Annotated in this window: 19 protein-coding genes; 15 read left to right on the top strand and 4 right to left on the bottom strand. The window is 63.1% G+C overall.

Annotated elements, in window-relative coordinates:
• Positions 1-43 precede the first annotated feature (43 nt).
• From QC815_RS10380 to QC815_RS10395, 4 genes are all read left to right on the top strand, one after another.
• On the top strand, positions 44-1,360 hold the full coding sequence (locus tag QC815_RS10380) for a homoserine dehydrogenase (protein ID WP_230447249.1): 1,317 nt from the start codon (positions 44-46) through the stop codon (positions 1,358-1,360).
• 8 nt (positions 1,361-1,368) lie between these two features.
• Entirely contained in the window at positions 1,369-2,757 is a 1,389-nt protein-coding gene (thrC, locus tag QC815_RS10385) for a threonine synthase (RefSeq protein ID WP_230447248.1), read from the top strand.
• Between the two features lie 5 nt (positions 2,758-2,762).
• Complete coding sequence (locus QC815_RS10390; RefSeq protein ID WP_230447247.1) at positions 2,763-4,586, top strand: single-stranded-DNA-specific exonuclease RecJ; 1,824 nt, start codon at positions 2,763-2,765, stop codon at positions 4,584-4,586.
• 69 nt (positions 4,587-4,655) lie between these two features.
• A complete protein-coding gene (locus QC815_RS10395; protein WP_230447246.1) occupies positions 4,656-5,273 on the top strand; it encodes a YitT family protein in 618 nt (205 codons plus the stop codon).
• 75 nt (positions 5,274-5,348) lie between these two features.
• Here the strand turns inward: QC815_RS10395 and QC815_RS10400 are convergent, their stop codons facing one another.
• Together QC815_RS10400 and QC815_RS10405 are read right to left on the bottom strand one after the other, a co-directional pair.
• Positions 5,349-7,883 carry a heavy metal translocating P-type ATPase gene (locus QC815_RS10400; RefSeq protein WP_309768362.1) on the bottom strand — a complete coding sequence of 845 codons (2,535 nt, stop codon included), beginning with the start codon at positions 7,881-7,883 and terminating at the stop codon, positions 5,349-5,351.
• The gene (locus QC815_RS10405; RefSeq protein WP_230447244.1) at positions 7,880-8,299 is read right to left on the bottom strand and encodes a MerR family transcriptional regulator; all 420 of its coding nucleotides are present in this window, start codon (positions 8,297-8,299) and stop codon (positions 7,880-7,882) included. The genes QC815_RS10400 and QC815_RS10405 overlap by 4 nt, the downstream gene beginning before the upstream one ends.
• Positions 8,300-8,562: 263 nt before the next feature.
• On the opposite strand from QC815_RS10405, the gene QC815_RS10410 reads away from it, so the two are divergent.
• The 8 genes from QC815_RS10410 to QC815_RS10445 all read left to right on the top strand — a co-directional run bounded on the left by QC815_RS10410 (position 8,563) and on the right by QC815_RS10445 (position 16,363).
• Complete coding sequence (locus QC815_RS10410; protein WP_230447243.1) at positions 8,563-9,894, top strand: OmpP1/FadL family transporter; 1,332 nt, start codon at positions 8,563-8,565, stop codon at positions 9,892-9,894.
• Positions 9,895-10,127: 233 nt separating this feature from the next.
• A protein-coding gene (prfB, locus tag QC815_RS10415) for a peptide chain release factor 2 (RefSeq protein ID WP_340330875.1) occupies positions 10,128-11,226 on the top strand; the annotation gives its coding sequence in 2 pieces (ribosomal slippage) (positions 10,128-10,202 and positions 10,204-11,226; 1,098 coding nt in all).
• Between the two features lie 34 nt (positions 11,227-11,260).
• Positions 11,261-12,772 carry a lysine--tRNA ligase gene (gene lysS / locus QC815_RS10420; protein WP_309768366.1) on the top strand — a complete coding sequence of 504 codons (1,512 nt, stop codon included), beginning with the start codon at positions 11,261-11,263 and terminating at the stop codon, positions 12,770-12,772.
• Positions 12,773-12,864: 92 nt separating this feature from the next.
• On the top strand, positions 12,865-13,251 hold the full coding sequence (locus QC815_RS10425) for a hypothetical protein (RefSeq protein ID WP_230447241.1): 387 nt from the start codon (positions 12,865-12,867) through the stop codon (positions 13,249-13,251).
• Between the two features lie 86 nt (positions 13,252-13,337).
• Positions 13,338-14,741 carry an MFS transporter gene (locus tag QC815_RS10430; protein WP_309768368.1) on the top strand — a complete coding sequence of 468 codons (1,404 nt, stop codon included), beginning with the start codon at positions 13,338-13,340 and terminating at the stop codon, positions 14,739-14,741.
• Positions 14,742-14,782: 41 nt separating this feature from the next.
• On the top strand, positions 14,783-15,091 hold the full coding sequence (locus QC815_RS10435; protein ID WP_230447239.1) for a BolA family protein: 309 nt from the start codon (positions 14,783-14,785) through the stop codon (positions 15,089-15,091).
• Positions 15,088-15,930, top strand: a complete 843-nt coding sequence (locus QC815_RS10440; protein WP_309768371.1) for a hypothetical protein — start codon at positions 15,088-15,090, stop codon at positions 15,928-15,930. The genes QC815_RS10435 and QC815_RS10440 overlap by 4 nt, the downstream gene beginning before the upstream one ends.
• Positions 15,920-16,363 carry a GNAT family N-acetyltransferase gene (locus QC815_RS10445; RefSeq protein ID WP_309768373.1) on the top strand — a complete coding sequence of 148 codons (444 nt, stop codon included), beginning with the start codon at positions 15,920-15,922 and terminating at the stop codon, positions 16,361-16,363. Before QC815_RS10440 ends, QC815_RS10445 begins: the two co-directional genes overlap by 11 nt.
• Here the strand turns inward: QC815_RS10445 and zapB are convergent.
• Both zapB and rsmD read right to left on the bottom strand, forming a co-directional pair.
• Positions 16,360-16,542, bottom strand: coding sequence for a cell division protein ZapB (gene zapB / locus QC815_RS10450; RefSeq protein WP_085918314.1), 183 nt, complete (start codon positions 16,540-16,542; stop codon positions 16,360-16,362). The genes QC815_RS10445 and zapB overlap by 4 nt on opposite strands.
• 104 nt (positions 16,543-16,646) lie before the next feature.
• Positions 16,647-17,255, bottom strand: a complete 609-nt coding sequence (gene rsmD, locus QC815_RS10455; protein WP_230447236.1) for a 16S rRNA (guanine(966)-N(2))-methyltransferase RsmD — start codon at positions 17,253-17,255, stop codon at positions 16,647-16,649.
• 91 nt (positions 17,256-17,346) lie between these two features.
• On the opposite strand from rsmD, the gene ftsY reads away from it, so the two are divergent.
• From ftsY to ftsX, 3 genes are read left to right on the top strand one after another with little or no spacing between them, the layout of a single operon-like run.
• Positions 17,347-18,621: a signal recognition particle-docking protein FtsY gene (gene ftsY, locus QC815_RS10460; RefSeq protein WP_309768376.1), complete on the top strand. Its 1,275-nt coding sequence runs from the start codon at positions 17,347-17,349 to the stop codon at positions 18,619-18,621.
• Positions 18,618-19,286 (top strand): cell division ATP-binding protein FtsE, encoded by a 669-nt coding sequence (gene ftsE, locus QC815_RS10465; RefSeq protein WP_230447234.1) that lies wholly within the window; start codon positions 18,618-18,620, stop codon positions 19,284-19,286. Before ftsY ends, ftsE begins: the two co-directional genes overlap by 4 nt.
• Positions 19,283-20,323 (top strand): permease-like cell division protein FtsX, encoded by a 1,041-nt coding sequence (ftsX, locus tag QC815_RS10470; RefSeq protein ID WP_309768379.1) that lies wholly within the window; start codon positions 19,283-19,285, stop codon positions 20,321-20,323. Before ftsE ends, ftsX begins: the two co-directional genes overlap by 4 nt.
• The last annotated feature ends 54 nt before the right edge of the window (positions 20,324-20,377 follow it).

The following is a 20,377-nucleotide window of genomic DNA, read 5'->3' on the forward strand; positions in this document are numbered from 1 at the left end:
AGACACTGCACCGACGGGTGCACAACATGAAAGGGGAAGTATTTTGAAACCGGTAAGAGTAGGCATTTGTGGGCTGGGTACCGTCGGTGGCGGTACGTTCAACGTGCTGACGCGCAACGCAGAGGATATTGCACGCCGTGCAGGTCGTCCGATTGTGATTGAGCAGGTGGCCCACCGCAGTATTCACCCCGATTGCGACATTACCGGTATCAACGCCACCACGGATGTATTCGAGGTGGCCACCAACCCCAATGTCGACGTGCTGGTCGAGCTGGTGGGCGGCTACGACACGGCCCGCGAGCTGGTGCTCACGGCGATTGCCAACGGCAAGCACGTGGTCACCGCCAACAAGGCGCTGATTGCGGTGCACGGCAACGAAATCTTCAAGGCCGCGCACGAGAAAGGCGTGATCGTGGCGTTCGAAGCCGCCGTAGCCGGAGGGATTCCGGTGATCAAGTCGCTGCGCGAGGGCCTTGGGGCCAACCGTATCGAATGGGTCGCGGGCATCATCAACGGCACCGGCAACTACATCCTGACCCACATGCGCGACGAAGGCCGTGCCTTCGAAGACGTGCTCGCCGAAGCCCAGGCACTGGGCTATGCCGAATCCGATCCGACCTTTGACGTGGAAGGCATCGACGCCGCGCACAAGCTGACGATCCTTGCCTCGATCGCCTATGGCGTCCCGCTGCAGTTCGAGAAGGCCTTCACCGAAGGCATCTCGCGGATTACCGCCGAAGACGTCGAACAGGCGGATAACCTGGGCTATGTCATCAAGCACCTGGGGATTTCCAAGCGCACCGAAAATGGCCTGGAGCTGCGGGTCCACCCGACGCTGATTCCCAAGGAGCGCCTGCTGGCCAACGTCCACGGCGTCAAGAATGCCATCGCCGTGATGGGCGATGCCGTCGGCCCGACGCTCTACTACGGCGCTGGCGCCGGCGCTGAGCCGACCGCCTCTGCGGTGGTGGCGGATATCCTCGATGTGGCGCGGGATATCGCCACCGATCACCACTATCGGGTGCCTTACCTGGCCTTCAGCGGTATCGACGAAGACGTCAGCCAACTGCCGATCATGCCCATGGAAGACATTACCACGGCGTATTACCTGCGCCTGCTGGCGGTGGATCGCCCGGGCGTGCTGGCCCGCGTGGCGACCATCCTTGCCGAGCAGGGCATGTCGATCGAGGCGCTGATCCAGAAAGAGGCGACCGAAGGCGAGCTGGTGCCGATCATTCTGCTGACCCACCGCACCAAGGAGAAGCAGATGAACGAAGCGATCCGCGAAATCGAAGCCATGGCGGATATCGCCGGCCCGGTGACCCGCATTCGTGTGGAAAGCCTGGACGAAGGGGAGTAATCAACCGCATGCGCTATATCAGCACGCGTGGGCAAGCGCCCGCGCTCTCCTTTGAAGAGGTGGTGTTGACCGGCATGGCCAGCGACGGCGGGCTTTACGTGCCGGAAACGCTGCCGTCGCTATCGAAAGAAGACCTGGCCGACATGGCCGGGCTCTCCTACGCGGAGATTGCCTTTCGGGTGATGAAGCCGTTCGTCAACGGTGAGATCGACGATGACACCTTCCGCCAGATCGTGACGGACGCCTACGCGACGTTCAATCACGACGCGGTGCTGCCGCTCAAGCAGCTGGATGCCAGCCACTTCCTGCTCGAACAGTTCCACGGCCCGACCCTGGCGTTCAAGGACGTCGCCCTGCAGCTGCTGGGCCGCCTGCTCGACCACTTCCTGCAGAAGCGCGGCGAACGCGCCGTGATCATGGGCGCCACCTCCGGGGATACCGGTTCGGCGGCGATCGAGGGCTGCCGTCACTGCGACAACCTGGATATCTTTATCCTGCACCCGCACAACCGCGTCTCGGAAGTTCAGCGCCGTCAGATGACCTCGGTGCTGGCCAACAACGTCTTCAATATCGCCATCGAAGGCAACTTCGACGACGCCCAGGCGATGGTCAAGGCCAGTTTTGCCAATCAGGACTTTCTGAAAGGTACACGCCTGGTGGCGGTCAACTCGATCAACTGGGCGCGCATCATGGCTCAGATCGTGTATTACGTGGCCGCGGGCGTGGCGCTGGGCGCGCCGCAGCGCGAAGTCAGCTTCTGTGTGCCATCGGCCAACTTCGGCAACGTATTCGCCGGCTACATGGCCTACAAGATGGGCTTGCCGGTGAAGCAGTTCATCATTGCCACCAACGCCAACGACATTCTGCACCGCACCCTGGCCGCCAATGACTTCTCCAAGAAGGAGCTGGCCGCCACGCTGGCGCCGTCCATGGACATCGTGGTGTCGTCGAACTTCGAGCGCCTGCTGTTTGATGCCTACGACCAGGATGGCGCCGCCGTCGCGGCACTGCTCGAGCGTTTTCAGCAGGAGCCGACGGCGCTGGCCGACGCGCCGCTTGCCAAGCTGCGCGAAAAGTTCTCAAGCCACAGCGTCGACGACGCGACGATCCTGGAAGTCATCCGCGAGGCGCATCACCGCACCGGCGAGCTTCTCGATCCGCATACGGCCACCGGCTACCGGGCGGCCGAGCGTGCGCGCGCCGACAAGACCACCCCGGTGATCACCCTGGCCACCGCGCATCCGGCCAAGTTTGCCGACGCCGTGGTGAAAGCCGGCTTCCAGGGGGTGCCGTTGCCCACCCACATGGACGACCTGCTGGAGCGCGAAGAGCGCTATACGGTGTTGCCCGCCGAGCTCGCCGCGGTTCAGCAGTTCGTCGCTGACAACCGGCGCTAGGACGTATGGTCGATGTGACCGACGCGTCGCCTCACGCCCAGCGCGGTGAGCGGCGCCAGCTCGCCAGCCGTCCCCGCCTTGAGCCTCGTCCGCTGGACGAGGCCGTCTATGCGCGCGCCCAGGCGGAAGGCCTGAACGAGCTGCAGGCGCGCCTGCTGGCGTCACGGCTGCCGGGCTATCAGGGCGAATTGGCCCCGCTGGTGTCGCCCAGCCTGCGCTATCTGGCGCATCCGCAAAAGCTGGCCGACGGCCGGCGCGCCGCCGAGCGGATTGCCCAGGCGGTGGCCGAAGGTGAACCGATCGGGATTCTCACCGACTACGATGTGGACGGCATCACCTCCCACGTGGTGATCCGCCGGACCCTGGTCGAGCTGTTTGGCGTACCTGAACACAAACTGCACAGCTTGATCGGCCACCGTATTCACGACGGCTACGGGATCAGCCTGCCGCTGGTCGAGCGCACGCTGGCGCTCGAGCCGCTGCCGACCCTGGTGATCACCGCCGACTGCGGCAGCTCGGACGAGCCGCGTATTGCCCGTCTGAAAGCCGCCGGCATCGACGTAGTGGTCAGCGATCACCACGCGCTGCCGCTCGAAGGACCGCCGCCTTCCGCCTACGCCTGCGTCAACCCGACGCGGGACGACTGCGACTACCCGGACAACACCATTGCCGGGTGCATGGTGGCGTGGCTTACGATGTCACTCGCCCGCGGCGTACTTATCGAGTGGGGCGTGCTTTCCGAGACCACACCCAAGCTGTCGCCCTGGCTTTCCTACGTGGCGCTGGGCACGGTCGCGGACTGTGTATCGCTGGGCGGCAGCCCCGCCAACCGTGCCGTGGTCAATCACGGCCTGACGCTGATCAACCGGATGGACGCTGCCTGCTGGCGCGTCATGGCCGAGCGCCTGGGCGCCGACAGCGTGCCGTTCAACGCCGAAACCCTGGCCTTTCAGATGGGGCCGCGAATTAACGCCCGCTCGCGGCTGGATGATCCTTATGCGGCGCTGCACTTCATGCTCGCCGAGAGCGACGGCGTCGCCAGCCGCCAGCTCGACGTGCTCGACCAGGATAACCAGTCCCGCAAAGCCATCGAGACGGACATGGCCGAAGAGGCGCGGCGCCTCGCCGTCAGCGCACTTGACGCCGACGAGCCGGCAGTGGTGGTGCTGCTGGAAGACGGTCACCCCGGGGTGCAGGGCATCGTCGCCTCACGGCTGGTGCAGGCCTACGGCCGCCCGGCGCTGGTGCTGACCCGGGCGGCCGCCCCCAATATGCTCACCGGCTCCGGGCGCTCGGTGGACGGTCTGCATCTGCGCGACGCCCTGCAGCGCACCTACGAGCTTGCCCCTGAAGCGCTGCCCCGCTTTGGTGGCCACAGTGGCGCCGCCGGCGTGGGCGTGCCACGGGAGCAGCTTGACGCCTTCAAGGCGGCTTTCCTGCAGGCGGTGGGCGAGCAGTTGGAAGGGCGGGTGCTTTATCCGCGCCTGTGGACCGACGGTGAGCTTTCCACGGCACAGCTGTCGCTTTCAACCCTTGGCGATATCGAAGCGCTGGGGCCCTATGGCCGTGAATTCGACCCGCCGCTGTTCGAAGGCCGTTTTATCGTCGAGGCGCTGCGTCCGGTGGGCGCCGAAGGGGCGCATTTGATGATGGAGCTTTCCATGGGCGCGGTGACCTGCAAGGCCATCTGGTTTCGCGCGCTGACCCCCGGCGAGCTGCCGGCGTTTGATGTCGGCGATACGCTGCACTGCGCCTACAAGCTAAACCGCAATCGCTGGCGGGGGCGCGAAACGCTGCAGCTGATGGTGGAGCACGCTAGCCCCGTTTGACCCGCTCGGCTATCCTCGCGCCCTTGGCTGCGTTGACGGCCGCTTGGATCATGAAAAAAGGACGCCACTATGCGCATGGAAGACCTGCCTGCCGATCCTCATAAACCCTATGAGGATGTCATGGCGATGCTGTTGGGCACGCTGTTTGTCGCGCTCGGGGTGACCTTTTACACCCACGCCGTGCTGCTGACCGGCAGTACCGCCGGCATGGCGCTGCTGTTCAACTACCTGACAGGCTGGGGCTTCGGGGTGTGGTTTTTTGCCATCAACCTGCCGTTTTACTACCTGGCGATCAAGCGCATGGGGTTGAGCTTTACGCTGCGCACCTTCTTGGCGATCGGCCTGGTGTCGCTGTTTTCAGAGCTGACCCAGGGGTGGGTCGCGTTTGCCGCCGTGCCCTCGCTGTACGCCGCGCTGATGGGCGGTGCGCTGATCGGCATCGGCATGCTGATGCTGTTTCGCCACCGCACCAGCCTCGGCGGCATCAATATCCTGGCGCTTTACCTCCAGGAAAAACACGGCCTGCGTGCAGGCTACGTGCAACTGGGCATCGACGGGGTGATCCTGCTGGTAGCGCTCACCCAGTTGCCGCTGGACCGCGTGGCCTACTCGGTACTGGGGGCGCTGACGCTCAACCTGATCATCGCCCTGAATCACAAGCCGGGGCGCTATATCGGCGTCAGTTAGGTACTGGCTAAGCCAGCCAGAACCACCACACGATGGCGGCGATCAGGCCGAGGCCGGCGAGATTGACCACTAAGCTCATGAGGTTCCTCCTTTGGCGGGGGCGGCGCTGGTTTTCCACAGGCGCAGGCGATTGGCGTTGCTGACCACGGTGATCGAGGAAAGCGACATTGCCGCCCCTGCAATCATCGGCGAGAGCAGCGTGCCGGTCAGCGGGTAGAGCACCCCGGCGGCGATGGGGATGCACAGCACGTTGTAGCCAAAGGCGCCGACCAGGTTCTGCTTGATGTTGCGCAGGGTGGCGCGGCTGATTTCGATGGCATCGGCGACGCCGTGCAGCGAGCCCCGCATCAGCGTCATGCCAGCGCTTTCGATCGCCACGTCGGTGCCCTGACCAATCGCGAAGCCGACGTGGGCGCGGGCCAGTGCCGGAGCGTCGTTAATGCCGTCGCCGACCATGCCGACCACTTCGCCTGCTTTTTGGCGCCGCTCGATGTCGGCGTGCTTGTCCTCGGGCAGCAACCCGGCGCGATAGTCGTCAATGCCGACCTGGCGGGCAATGGCGGCGGCGGTGTGGGGGTTGTCGCCGGTCAGCATGACCACGTTCAAACCGTCATCCTGCAGCCGCTTGACGGCGGCAACGGCGTCGTCAAGCAGCGGATCGCTGATACCAAACAGCGCCGTCAATTGCCCGTCCAGGGCAAAGTACACCAGCGTGCGGGCTTTCTCTTCCAGTTCGCGGGCCTTTTCCTGACGCGCGGAAAGGTCGACCCCGGCGTCTTCCATCAGGCGCGCGTTGCCCAGCAGCAGCGACTGGCCGTCGCGGGTTTGCGCTTTGACCCCGCCGCCGGTGACGCTATCGAAATCACGGATCTCGCCAGGCGCTGCGTCATACTCGTCGGCATAGGCCATCAGCGCCGCGGCAAGCGGGTGCTCCGAGCCGCGCTCCAGCGCCGCGATATAACCCAGTGCCGTGGACGTATCGTCGCTCAGCACCTCGGCCTCGGTCACCCGGGGCTTGCCTTCGGTCAGTGTGCCGGTCTTGTCGACCACCAGCGTGGTCAACTTGCTGGCGGTCTGCAGTGCCTCGCCGTTTCTGACCAGCACGCCGTGCTCGGCGGCCTTGCCCACGCCGATCATGGTGGAAATCGGCGTCGCCAGGCCCAGTGCGCAGGGGCAGGCGATAATCAGTACCGTGGTGGCGGTCACCAGCATGTGAATGACCCGCGGCTCGGCGCCGACATTGAACCAAACCAGGGCCGTGAGCACGGCGATGATCATCACCGAGGGGACGAAAATGCTCGACACCTTGTCGGCCAGCTCGCCGATCGGCGGGCGCGAGTTCTGCGCGCTGGCCACCTGTTCGGTGATCTGCCCCAGGCGGGTGTTCGCCCCTACGCGGGTCGCTTGGTACACCAGTCCGCCTTTGCCGTTGACCGTGCCCGCGCTGACGTCATCGCCCTGGCCCTTCTTGATGGGGTCGGGTTCGCCGGTCAGCATGGATTCGTCAATGTAACTGGCGCCTTCGATGACCTCGCCATCTACCGGTAGCCGCTCGCCGGGGCGCACGCGAATATGATCGCCTTCGCGCACGGCGTCGATCTCCACCTCACGTTCTTCGCCGTCGCGGATCACCCGGGCGGTGCGGCTTTGCAGGTCAAGCAGGCGTTTCAGCGCATCGCTGGTGCGCCCGCGCGCGCGCAGCTCCATGGCGTTACCCAGCAGGATCAGGCCGATCACCATGGCCGAGGCTTCAAAATAAATGCCGTGCGCCACCTCGGGTAACCAGGGGGCAAAAACCACGACCATCATCGAGTAAAGCCAGGCGGTGCCGGTGCCCATGGCCACCAGGGTGTCCATGTTAGCTTGATGGTGCTTGAGGTTTTTCCACGCGTTGACAAAAAAGTGGCGGCCGGGAAAGGCCAGAATGCCCAGGGTCAAAAGCCCGATGACCAGCCAGAAGACGCGGCCGACGCCCTCCGGGTGAGGGTGATAGACGAACATGCTGAGCATCAGCGGAACGGCCAGGGCCAGCGACCAGGCGCTGCCTTTCAGGCGCCGCTTGTAGTCGCGGGCTTCCTGATCGGCGCGAGTTGCCTCCGCCTCGCGCATATCGACGATCGGTTCGGCGCCGTACCCCACCGACTTGACGGCATCGATCAGGGCTTGCTCGTTCGCATCACCCACCACTTGCGCGGTATGCGTCCCGAAATTGACGCTGGCGGTTTCGACCCCCGCCGTGCGCTCCAGTGCCTTTTGAACGCTCTTCACGCAGCTCGCGCAGGTCATGCCGCTGATCGCCAGTCGAGTTTGCTGGCGATGCCCCGAGCCTTGAGAACGGTCGCTTTGCGTAGGCTTATCGCCGGCGTCGTCGGGCTGCTCGGCACTTGGCGGGACACCGCTGGACTGCTCGCCGGGCGGGTAGCCTGCCCGCTCAAGGGTCTGGTCAAGGGTGGCGTCGTCGAGCGTCGTGGTAACATCCAGGCGCTTTTCCCCCGGCGACCCGACGACGTCGGCGTCGTGATCCTGCTGTTGAATGGCCTCGCGCATGCGCTTTACACAGCCCTGGCAGTTCATGCCGGGAACCGTGCGCGTCAGGGTGTGTTGGTTCATGGGGTCTCCTGTTTCTCGGGGAAGCTCTCGATCAGACGGCAAAGGCTGTGCCCGTCCGGGGTGCCATCGGGCATGTGCTGCCAGCTCTCAAGCGCCTGCTCCATCCGTTGGGCTAGCGCCTCGAGTTCCTGGATCTGGGCGCGGATTTGCGGCAGCCGGTTGGCCAGCAGGTCACGAACCAGCGGGCAGGGCGAGTCTCCCTGGTCGGCATGGGCGAGGATGTCGCGAATCTCGGCGACGCTGAAGCCCAGCTTGCGCGCCCGCTGAATGAAATGCAGCCGTTCTAGGTCGGTGGCGGAGTACAGCTGGTAGCCGTTTTCAGGATGGCGTGAGGGAGCGAGCAGCTGCTCCCGGGTGTAATGGCGCACCGTTTCGGGGGTCACGCCGCCTCGTTTGGCCAGCTCGCTGACTTTCATGGAACTCCCCAGGCATGTTTCAAAGATAAAGTAAGTCTAGAACCTATGGGTTACACAAAGGTCAAGCGATGGCGACAAAAAGCCTCCTGGAAACATAAAACAATGATTTAAAACGGTCGTGCGACTAATGTATAAGGCAAAAACAAAATAAAACGCTCGTTTGCCCTTGAACGAATCGGTGTTTTGGGCCAAAACTGGTGTGTACAAAAAAAGCATGACGGATGAACGCCATCTCGTCGGATCATCGGGAAGAGAGGCCCACTATGCACAATAAATTCAACAAGCTCGCCCTGGCAGCCGCCGTTGCCGCCGCCGCTTTCGCCAGCCAAGCCCAGGCAGGTGGGTATCAAATCAACGAGCAGAGTGTCAGTGGCCAGGGCTATGGTCACGCGGGGCGCAGCTCGAATGTGGAAGACGCGACCATCGTGTACGGTAACCCCGCCGGCATGTCGTTCCTGGATCGCGCGCAGATTTCCGCCGGTGGGACATATCTGAACGTCAATAGTGAGCTTTCTAATGTGCAGGCCAGCCGCACGCTAGATGCAGGCGTCGCTCAGGGCGGGGCACCGACTGGTTCACAGGTGCCGGTAGGCGCGGTACCCGGCGGCAATGAGGGTGACATGGTGCCTGGCACCCTGATTCCCTATGCGTTTTATGCTCACCCGGTCAACGACAAGCTGGCCTTCGGGTTTGGGGTATACGCGCCCTTCGGCTCCAAGACCGATTACGAGGACGACTTCCAGGGCCGCTACTTCGGCAACTTTACCGAGGTAACGGTGGCGAGTGCCCAGCCAACGGTATCGTACCGGTTCAACGACCAGTGGTCCGTCGGGGCGGGTATCACCTACAACCAGGTAGAAGGTGAACTACGTCGCCAGGTACCCAGCGAGGCGACGTACAATCCGAGTGCCGACATTGACTCCCGTGTGGACGGTGATGATGAAGCCTGGGGCTATAACCTCGGGGTGATCTATCAGCCGGTGCCTGAAACCACCTTGGGCCTGACCTATCGCTCGAAAGTGGATTATGAGCTGGAAGGCGATTTCAGCGCCACCGGCCCCACAGGGACCGTGGTTCGCTCCAGCGCTGCCAACCTGGACCTGACGACGCCTGAGACGGTCAACTTCTCGTTGACACAGCAGATGAGCGATCGCTTGAAACTGATGTTCGGCGCCTCCTGGGTGCGTTGGAGCCAGTTCGAGGAAATCCGCGTCGTGGATGATCAAGGCGGACCGATCACCAATGAGCAGCAAAACTATTCCAACGCCTGGGCCTTTGCCACTGGCGGCGAGTACCAGCTGACGCCAACGCTGGCGCTACGCGCCGGGGTATCGCTCGACTTTACGCCGACCAACGACGACGACCGTAGCGTGCGCATTCCGTCCGACGACCGGCGTATATTCTCGCTAGGTGCAGGCTGGACGCCGACCGATGACGTTACCATCGATGTGGCTTACTCCTACCTGAGCGAGCGTGGCACCTTTGTTGAACAAGACCGCAACGACCTGTTGAATGGCGCCGGCGGCGCAACTTATTCGGCCGACTACAAAAACGAAGCCCACGGCTTCGGTGCCCAACTGACCTACCGCTTCTGAGACGTTAGCGTCAGGCTACATCGACCCAAACCCGGCTTCGGCCGGGTTTTTTGCGACAGTGCTAAAGTCGGTGAGATGGATGCGGTAGGCGCGGGCTTTCGTTACAATACGCGTCACAGATTTTCGCCGCTGGGACGCTAAGCGCTGATTGATCGCTTATCACCCCAGCGGCGCGTGTTTCTCTCGAAGCGCGTTTCACTGAACTTTTTTACTGATGAAGGCCAGGGCACTCCATGTTGGAAACTAACCCGATTCACCTCCAGATCAAGGACCTGTCTGAACGGACAGAGGTTCTTAGGGGGTATCTTTGACTATGCCGAGAAGCAGGATCGGCTAGAAGAGGTCACCCGCGAGCTGGAAGACCCTAACGTCTGGAGTGATCCGGACTACGCGCAGAAGCTTGGTAAAGAGCGAGCCTCCCTCGAGACGATCGTGGCCACTATTGACGACCTTGAACAGGGGCTGGGCGACAGCCAGGATCTGCTCGAGCTTGCCGAAATGGAAGACGACGAAGGGACTGTCGACGAAGTCCGCAAGGAGCTGGATAACCTGCAGGCCAATCTCGAGAAGCTCGAGTTTCGGCGCATGTTCTCCGGCGAGATGGATCAGAACAACGCCTATCTGGATATCCAGTCAGGGTCGGGCGGCACGGAAGCGCAGGACTGGGCCAATATCCTGCTGCGCATGTACCTGCGCTGGGCCGAAAGCCACGGTTTCAAGGCGGATATCATCGAAATTTCCGCCGGTGACGTGGCGGGGATAAAATCGGCCTCGCTGCATATCCAGGGCGATTACGCCTTCGGCTGGCTGCGTACCGAAACCGGCGTTCACCGGCTGGTGCGCAAGAGCCCGTTTGACTCCGGCGGTCGTCGGCATACGTCGTTTGCCTCGGTCTTTCTGTCGCCGGAAATTGACGATAGCTTCGAAGTGGACATCAACCCTTCCGACCTGCGCGTGGATACCTATCGTTCCAGCGGCGCGGGCGGCCAGCACGTCAACACCACCGATTCGGCGGTGCGGATTACCCACGAGCCCAGCGGCATTGTCGTGGCGTGCCAGAGCCAGCGTAGCCAGCATGCCAACCGGGACTTCGCCATGAAACAGTTGAAGGCGAAGCTGTGGGAACACGAGATGCAGCGGCGCAACGAGGCCAAGCAGCAGGCGGAAGACGCCAAGTCCGATATCGGCTGGGGCAGCCAGATCCGTTCGTACGTGCTCGACGACCAGCGCATCAAGGACTTACGTACCAACGTCCAGTCGAGCAACTGCGAAAAAGTGCTCGATGGCGATCTGGACCAGTTTATCGTCGCCAGTCTCAAGCAAGGTTTGTAATCTTTTCAGGGTTTGATCATTTACAGGGTGCCCGATGGCTAATCAAGACGCGTCTTCCGCAGACAACGAAAACCACCTGATCGCCGAGCGGCGTGCCAAGCTTGCTGCGCGTCGCGACAGCGCGGCCGCGCAGGGCAAGAGTGCGTTTCCCAATGACTTTCGCCGCGATAGCCTGACCGTCGAGCTGCACAATGCGCTGGGCGAAAAGGATAAAGCCGAGCTCGAGGCGCTGGATCATCACGCCTCGGTGGCGGGGCGCGTCATGCGACAGCGGGGGCCCTTTATCGTGATTCAGGATGTAGCGGGCCAGATCCAGCTGTACGTCGACAAGAAAGGCCTGCCTGCCGACGTGCTGGACGACATCAAGAGCTGGGACATTGGCGATATCGTCGCCGCCCACGGCCCGGTGCACAAGTCGGGCAAGGGCGACTTGTACGTGATGATGAAAGAGGCTCAGCTGCTGACCAAGAGCCTGCGCCCGCTGCCCGACAAGTTTCACGGCCTGACCGACCAGGAAGCTCGCTACCGCCAGCGCTACGTCGACCTGATCATGAACCCCCAGTCGCGCAAGGTGTTCGAGACCCGCGCGGCGGTGATCAGCTCCATGCGCCGTTTCTTCGAAGCGCGCGGCTTCATGGAAGTCGAAACGCCGATGCTCCAGCCGATCCCCGGCGGGGCGGCCGCTCGGCCGTTCGTCACCCACCATAATGCGCTGGATATCGACATGTATCTGCGCATTGCGCCGGAGCTGTACCTCAAGCGTCTGGTGGTCGGTGGTTTCGAGAAGGTCTTTGAAATCAACCGCAATTTCCGCAACGAAGGGCTGTCCACTCGGCACAACCCCGAGTTCACCATGGTCGAGTTCTACTGGGCCTACGCGGATTACAACGACCTTTTGGACATGACCGAAGCGATGCTGCGCACGGCCGCCCAGGAAGTGTTGGGAACCACCACGATCGACTACCAGGGGGCCGGCTACGACTTCGGCAAGCCGTTCAATCGCCTGACCCTGCGCCAGGCGATACTCGACCACGGCGACGGCATCACCGAAAGCGATCTGGATTCCCTCGACGCGGCACGGGCGCTGGCGGAAAAATGCGGCATAAAGGTCAAGGACAGCTGGGGGCTTGGAAAGCTCCAGACCGAAATCTTTGAAGACGTGGCCGAGCACAAGCTCGACCAGCCCACCTTCATCACCGAGTACCCGGCTGAGGTCAGCCCGTTGGCGCGGCGCAACGACGCCAACCCCTTCGTCACCGACCGCTTTGAGTTCTTTGTCGGCGGGCGTGAAATTGCCAATGGCTTCTCGGAGCTCAACGACGCCGAAGACCAGGCCGAGCGCTTCCGCGAACAGGCCGCCGAGAAAGACGCGGGCGATCTGGAAGCCATGTACTTCGACGCGGACTACGTCCGCGCATTGGAGTACGGTCTGCCGCCCACGGCGGGTGAAGGGATCGGTATCGACCGCCTGGTGATGCTGTTTACCGACAGCCCCTCGATTCGCGACGTGCTGTTATTCCCCGCGATGCGCCCCGAGGTAGACTAAACGCATCCAGCCGTACGTTTTGCGGATGAAAAGTTGGTAAGGGCGCGATTTAGCGCCCATAATGACCACGTTTCGACGGCGAGGAGAATCCCATGAAACTGCTTAATCGCTCCGCCCTGAGCGTCAGGCCGACCCAGCCCTTTGTGGACTGGATCAATGCGCTCGAACCCACCATGGGAGACGACGACCTGACCCTGGACGACGTCGAACGTGAAAGCACGGTGTATCTCATCCCGGAGATGGATACGCCCGAAGCGCTGGAGACGTTTGTTCGCGAACGGTATGTGGAAATCCTGGAGACCGAGCTGCGCGCCTGGGAAGAGGATGAACGTCAGTGGCCCGAGAAGCTCGATTGGTCGCTGTTTCAGACGTTTCTGCGCATCGAGCATAGCTACCTCGCTATCGACCTTGATGATGATACGGCCCTTGAAATATCCGACGTCGATGATGCCCTGCTGCTTGATAACGAACAGGACTAGCAGTCGCCGTCTTGGTGTTAGCGTATCGTGAAACCGGCTTTGGCCGGTTTCGCTGTTTCAATGGGGCCGTTTAGGAACTCACCTGCATGCGATTGTTTGAAACCCGACCCGGCGATGACGGCCTGCCGGGACCCGAGCGCGTTCTGGCCGTACTGGCGCTGGTGACCGGTACGCTGATGGCGGTGGTCGACACCACCATGATCAATCTGGCCCTGCCCACCATTGCCGCTGACCTGGACGTGTCGGCCTCCCGGGCGGTGTGGATAACCAACGTATTTCAGGTGGTGTGCGCCGCGTTTTTGCTGGTGTTTGCCGGCATCAGCGAGCTGGTGACTCGGCGGCGGCTGTACCTGGTCGGATTGGCCACCTTTGTCATGGCCGCGCTGGGGGCGGCGCTGTCGCGCAACCTGGAAACGCTGCTTGTGTTTCGCGCGCTGCAGGGCCTGGGGGCGGCGGCGACGCTATCCATCGGGCCGTCGCTGTATCGGGCGATTTTTCCCTCGCGCTTGCTGGGCAGTGCCCTGGGGCTCAGTGCTCTGGTGGTGGCCGGAGGCTACGCGGCTGGCCCCACGCTCAGCGGCGTGATCCTTTCGTTTGCCGATTGGCCCTGGCTGTTTGCGCTGAATGTGCCGCTTGGCGTGTGTTCGTTGTGGCTTGCCCGTCGTGCGCTCCCTAGGGAAGCGCCGCGCCAGGGCGGGTTCGACGTGCTGGGTGCGTTGTTGTCGATGATGATGCTGGCGAGCTTCTTTCTGGCCATGGATGCCGTGGGTCATGCGGCACCGTTGTGGCAGAGCGGCGGCTGGGGCGTGCTGGCGGTGCTGGCCTGCACGCTGTTTATCAAACGCCAGCGCCGGGCGCCTTATCCCCTGCTGCCGCTCAGCGTATTCAATGAAAAGCGCTTTACGCTGGCGGTCTCGGCCTCTGGGCTTGCCTTTATCGGCCAGGGGCTGACGTTTGTCGCCCTGTCGTTCTTCTATCAGGAACAGATGGGCTTTTCGCCCCTGGAAACCGCCTGGCTGTTCACGCCCTGGCCGCTGGCCATCATGCTGGTGGGGCCGCTGGCCGGGCGCTTGGCCGACCGCATCAATCCCAGCGTGCTGTCCAGCACGGGCCTGGTGCTGCTGATCATCGGCCTGATTGCGCTGGCGCTGGTCGATTCTTCCACGGGCGTTGCCGGGAGTCTTTGGCGCACCGCGCTGTGCGGCATCGGCTTCGGCCTTTTCCAGCCGCCCAACAATCGCGAAATGATGAGCAGCCTGCCGCCCGAGCGCAGCGCCAACGTGTCCGGGGTGATGAGTACCACACGCACGGTGGGCCAGTCGGTGGGGGTGGCGCTGGTCGGTGCCGCGCTGGCCCTGGGGCTTCCCGTGCAGGTAACGCTGTGGCTGGGCGCCGCGACCACGCTGCTGGCGCTGCTGGCGAGCCTTTCCCGGGTATCGCTTGCGCAGCGCGCGCTGGTTGCGCGTCGGGCATCGTCTGGCGGCCAGTAAGCGCGTACAATGGAAGGGTTTCCGACCTAAGGAGAGCTTCCATGACGCTGCAGACACAGATAGAGCAGAAGTTATCGGCGCTCGCGCCCGACGTGCTGCAGGTAGAAAATGAAAGCCACATGCACAACGTGCCCGCGAACGCCGAGACGCATTTCAAGGTCACCCTGGTGAGCGATAGCTTTGACGGCCTGATGCCGGTCAAGCGCCACCAGAAAATCTATGCGCTGCTGGCCGACGAACTGTCGGGTCCGGTACACGCGCTCGCCCTTCATCTGTATACCCCCCACGAATGGGAAGTGCGTCGTGGCCAGCGCCCTGACTCGCCGAACTGTCGAGGGGGCGGGCAGTGACACCAGAGGTTGCGCGTCGGCATTACCTGGAGGCCATGGGCATTACCGCCTGGGCGTGCCGCTATCAACTGCCCAACGCACGGCCGACCGAAGCCTGCGAGTGGGATGATACGCCGGCGGCGACAACCCCGCCGCGCGAGCGCTTGCAGGCGCTTTTGGATGATGCGCCTTCGCCCAAACCCGCCGACCCGCCGCCTGTCGTTGACGACGTGCCCGCGTCACCCTCGGCGGTGCGTGCCCTGCTTGACGATCGTCAGAAGGCCCCGGCCAACCCTGCAGAAGCGCCTGCGACGTCAACGCCTGACGAGGCACCCGCTACGTCACCTCACGCAGCGCCCGCCAAGCCCCTGACGTTTCATGTGTCGTGCGTGTGTATCGGTGGACGCTGGCTAAGCCTGCACGCCGGGGATCTCAGCGCGGCCGCCCAGCGGTTACTCGCCAATATATGTCAGGCGGCGGGGCTTGCAGACGGCACGCTGCCGGAGGTCACGCGGTTCAAATGGCCGCCCATGGCCAACGCCTTTGTGTCGGACGACCCGCTGGAAGAAGCCCGCGAAGGCGTCACCGCCTTTATCAGCGGCGCGGCCAGTCGCCGACACTGGCAGCTGGAAAAGATACTGTGGTGGGGCGCCGACGTTGCTGACCCGGATAGCGAGTCGCTGTCGACGGTGCTGGATGTGGAGGCCGATCGCAGTCGCACCCTGGGCCTGCCGGTCTGGCAGGCGCCGGCATTGACCACATTGCTGGAAAGCCCTGCGGCCAAGCGCGCTTTGTGGCCTGAGCTGTGCGCCCTGGCGAAAGACTGGCAGGCAGCGTCGCTGGCACAAGATGATCGCTGAGCTTTACCGCACTGACGCGCCGGCGCTTCTGGCGCTTGAAGCGCGCGCCCAGAGCGGCGTCAGCGAAGCTCTGCTGACAGAGGCGTTGATCGACGATACGGTCTATGTAGCGGGACGCTGGCAGGAAAGCCAACTGATCGGTTATGCGTTGCTGGCCCGATTGCCGTTCGATGCCGAACTGCAGGCCATTGGCGTGCTGCCCGAGCGTCGTGGCGCAGGGATTGGCGGCGAATTACTCGGTGCGGTGCTGGCGGTGGCAGCCGATTGGCAAAGCGAGCGAGTGCTGCTTGAGGTGCGAGAAAGCAATGCGTCAGCGCGCAAGCTCTATGCAGGCGCAGGCTTTCAACAGGACGGTATGCGACGGGATTACTACCCGGCGGCTGAGGGCGCCGCCGGACGCGAGAGTGCGCTATTGATGTCGCGGTCTATTTAAGACGGGTCGTCATCGAATTTTGTCAGCAGCGCGCTCAGGCGGCGCTCCCATTCTTCGTGTTCCTGCTTGAGCTGGGTGTTTTCATTGCGCAGGGTCTCGTTTTCCAGCTTCATCATTTCCAGCGCCTCGACGGTATCGGTAACGCGCTGTTCAAGCTGATTGAATAATTCTAGGCTCATGCCCACCTCCAGATAAAAACAAGCGACATGCTTGCCTGAAAAACCAATAGGTAAAAATCGTTGAAGCGAGCGTAACGCCCGGAATGCGATGCCGCAAGCGCTGATTACCGGGCGTGGCGTTGATAGAGCCGGGCCGTGGTTTCACCGGCGTGGGTCTCGCGATGCAGCGCCCAGTGCGCGGGCACCTCCAGGGCCAGGTCGCGTTCGGTTTCCAGGTAGATCATCGCGTCCGCCGCCAGCCAGCCCCCCGTTTCCAGCGCGCGGCAGCACTCGGCTGCCAGGCCCTGGTGAAAGGGAGGGTCGAGGAAGACGACGTCGTAGGGGGCGGCGGGCTGTGCCAGAAAGCGTTCGGCATCGGCAGCGGTCACCTGGCCCTTGTCCGCATTGAGGGTCTCGAGGTTACGGGAAATGTGCTCGGCCACCTGGCGGTCACGCTCGACAAAGGTGACTTGCGCGGCGCCGCGGGACAGCGCCTCGATCCCCAGCGCGCCGGTGCCGGCAAACAGGTCGAGTACCGCTTTGCCGTACAGGGCCTGGCCAAGCCAGTTGAACAGGGTTTCACGAACCCGGTCGGGCGTGGGGCGTAAGCCGGGACGGTCGAGAACCGGCAGCTGGCGGCGGCGATAATCACCCCCGATAATGCGCAGCTTGCCAGGCGGTTTGGCCGCCGGGCGGCGCGATGTCGATGAGCGAGATGAGCGTTGTCGTGTCATAACGCGGATTGTAGCGGGCTCCTTATCCAAAGTCTTGGTTGGCGGTGGTAGGATAATCCCATTCTTCACTTTTATCAGTCGGATGACCTCAATGTTTGGTTTTTTCAAGCGTAAACAAAAGCAGGATTCCCAGCGGGAAAAACAGCAGGACGACGCGTCACAGGTCGATGTGTCGGAAGAGCAGGCGGCCGATGAAGCGCCTTTGCCAGAGTCTGACCCGCAAAGCGCCGAGCATGAGGAAGCCGACGTTGACGCGCGCTCGACGGCGCCTGACCCTGTGCCAGAGCCAGAGCCAGAGCCAGAGCCAGAGCCAGAGCCAGAGCCAGAGCCAGAGCCAGAGCCAGAGCCAGCGCCAGCGCCAGAGCCAGCGCCCGTCCAAAAGCCGGCGCTGCAGGACAAGCCGGTGGCCGACAAGGGGGGAAAGAAAGGCTGGCTTGCGCGTATCAAGTCGGGCCTGGGCAAAACCCGCGCGAACCTGACCGACGGCATTGCCGATCTGTTCCTGGGCAAAAAGCAGATCGACGACGAGCTGCTTGAAGATCTTGAAACCCAGTTGCTGATGGCCGACGTGGGCATCGAGGCCACCAGCGAGATTATCGAGCGGCTGGAAGCCCGGGTCTCGCGTAAAGAGCTGAAGGATCCCGAGGCGCTGTATCGCGGTCTCCAGGAAGAGCTGGCGGCCATGCTCGAGCCGGTCACCCAGCCGCTCAGCTTTGAGAAAGACAGCGACGGCCCTTTCGTGATCCTGGTGGTGGGCGTCAACGGCGTGGGCAAGACCACCACGATCGGCAAGCTCACCCAGCGTTTTCAGCGTGAGGGCAAAAGCGTCATGCTGGCCGCCGGCGACACCTTCCGTGCCGCCGCCGTGGAGCAACTCAAGGTATGGGGAGAGCGCAACAGCGTACCGGTAATCGCCCAGCATACCGGGGCCGATAGCGCCTCGGTGATCTATGACGCGGTGTCGGCGGCTAAATCGCGCGGCGTCGATGTGCTGATCGCGGATACCGCCGGTCGTCTGCACAACAAGGGCCACCTGATGGAAGAGCTGAAAAAAGTCCATCGGGTGATGAAGAAGATCGACGAAACAGCGCCCCATGAAGTCATGCTGGTGCTGGATGCCGGAACCGGGCAGAACGCCATCTCCCAGGCCAGCACCTTCAACGAGGCCGTGCCGGTCAGCGGTATTACGCTGACCAAGCTGGATGGCACCGCCAAGGGGGGGATTATTTTCGCCCTGGCGAAGCAGCTCAAAACGCCGATCCGCTATATCGGCGTGGGTGAGGGGCTGGATGACCTGCGGCCCTTCGCGTCCAAGGATTTCGTTAACGCGCTGTTCGACCGTCAGGGAGACGATGCCAACCCATGATCGCCTTTGAGCATGTGGGGAAGCGCTACGGAGGGCGCTTCGAAGCGCTATCGCACCTCAACTTTCGCGTGGCGAGAGGCGAGATGGTGTTTCTCACCGGCCACTCCGGCGCGGGGAAGAGCTCGCTGCTGCGCCTGATCATGCGCCTGGAAAAACCCAGTCGCGGGCGAGTGGTGGTGGCGGGGCATGATATTGCCCAGTTGCACGCCAGCCAGGTGCCGTTTTACCGCCGACAGATTGGCGTGGTGTTTCAGGATCACCAGCTGCTTTTTGATCGCAGTGTCTACCACAACGTCTCGTTGCCGCTGGACATTCAGGGCATCGAACCCCGCGAGTCCGCCCGCCGCGTTCGTGCGGCCCTTGATAAAGTCGGGCTGTTGCACCGCGAGAAAGCGCTGCCCATCGAGCTGTCCGGCGGTGAGCAGCAGCGCGTCGGCATCGCCCGGGCGGTCGTCAACAAGCCCGCCCTGCTGCTTGCCGACGAACCGACGGGTAACCTTGACCCACAGCTGTCGGCCGACATCATGGCACTGTTCGAAGATTTTAACCGTATCGGCACGACGGTGGTGATCGCCAGTCACGACCTGGCGCTGATCGCGCGGCTCCAGCATCGGATGATCCGCCTGCGCGATGGCCGCCTGGTGGCGGACGAGGGGGCCGCATGAAACGACCCACCGGTATCAAACCCAAAGGCGCCGCGCCTCGCTCAGGGCGTCCCCGCGCGGCGACCCAGGAAGCCCAGCGCCCTCAAAAGCAGGGCGCACGATCGCAGCAGCCGCGTCGATCCAGCCGCCTGCGCGCCTGGGGTAGGCACCACCGGGCGATGGCGATCGACAGTCTGCATCGCCTGATCCGCTACCCGCTGGGCAATTTGCTCACCATGCTGGCCATCGCCATTGCCCTGGTGCTGCCGGCGGCGCTGTGGCTCACGCTGGATAGCGCCCGGCTGCTGGATGCGGAACTGGATGACAGCGCGACGCTCACCGTTTATCTCGACACCGGGGTCGCGTCTGGGGAGGCCAAGCGCATTGAGCAGGCCGTCAGTGCGGATACTGACGTGCAAAGCACCCGCTTTGTCAGCGCCGAGCAGGGCATGGCCGACTTTCAGCAGTCCCTGGGCGTAGAAGATGCGCTCTCCGGGCTTGAGGATAACCCCCTGCCGAGCAGTATTGTGGTGCGTCCGGGTAGCGTTGACCCTGACCTCATGCAGGCCCTTGCCGAGCGCTTGGAGAGCCTGGCCGGTGTCGACGAAGTACGCGTCGACCTGGCCTGGGTCGAGCGCCTGCGCCACTTGGCGGCGCTGGGCACGCGGGTGGCATTGGCGCTGGGCGTACTGTTTGGTCTGGGCGTGCTGCTGGTGGTGGGTAATACCATCCGCCTGTCGGTGGAGAGCCGACGGCGTGAAATCGAAGTGGTAATGCTGATCGGCGCGACCCATGCGTTTGTCAGGCGTCCCTTCCTGTACAGCGGCGCCTGGTACGGCGTTGGCGGCGGGGTGCTGGCGCTTGGCCTGCTGACGTTGGGCAACCATTGGCTGTCGATGCCGGTGGCCGCCTTGGCGGCGAGCTACGGTGCCAGCTTTTCATTGCCTCAACTGGACGTGACAGGCTCCACAATGTTGCTATCTTGCAGTACACTACTTGGCTGGCTGGGGGCATGGCTCGCCGTATCGCGGCACCTTGCCAGTATCCGCCCGCGCTGAAAGGCCCGCGTTGCTCATCAGGCGACGGCGAGGGAACCTTGTCCATACGGCAAG

Origin of the sequence: Vreelandella gomseomensis (assembly GCF_031451645.1) — a bacterium.
In the GTDB taxonomy this organism is placed as follows: Bacteria; Pseudomonadota; Gammaproteobacteria; order Pseudomonadales; family Halomonadaceae; genus Vreelandella; species Vreelandella gomseomensis.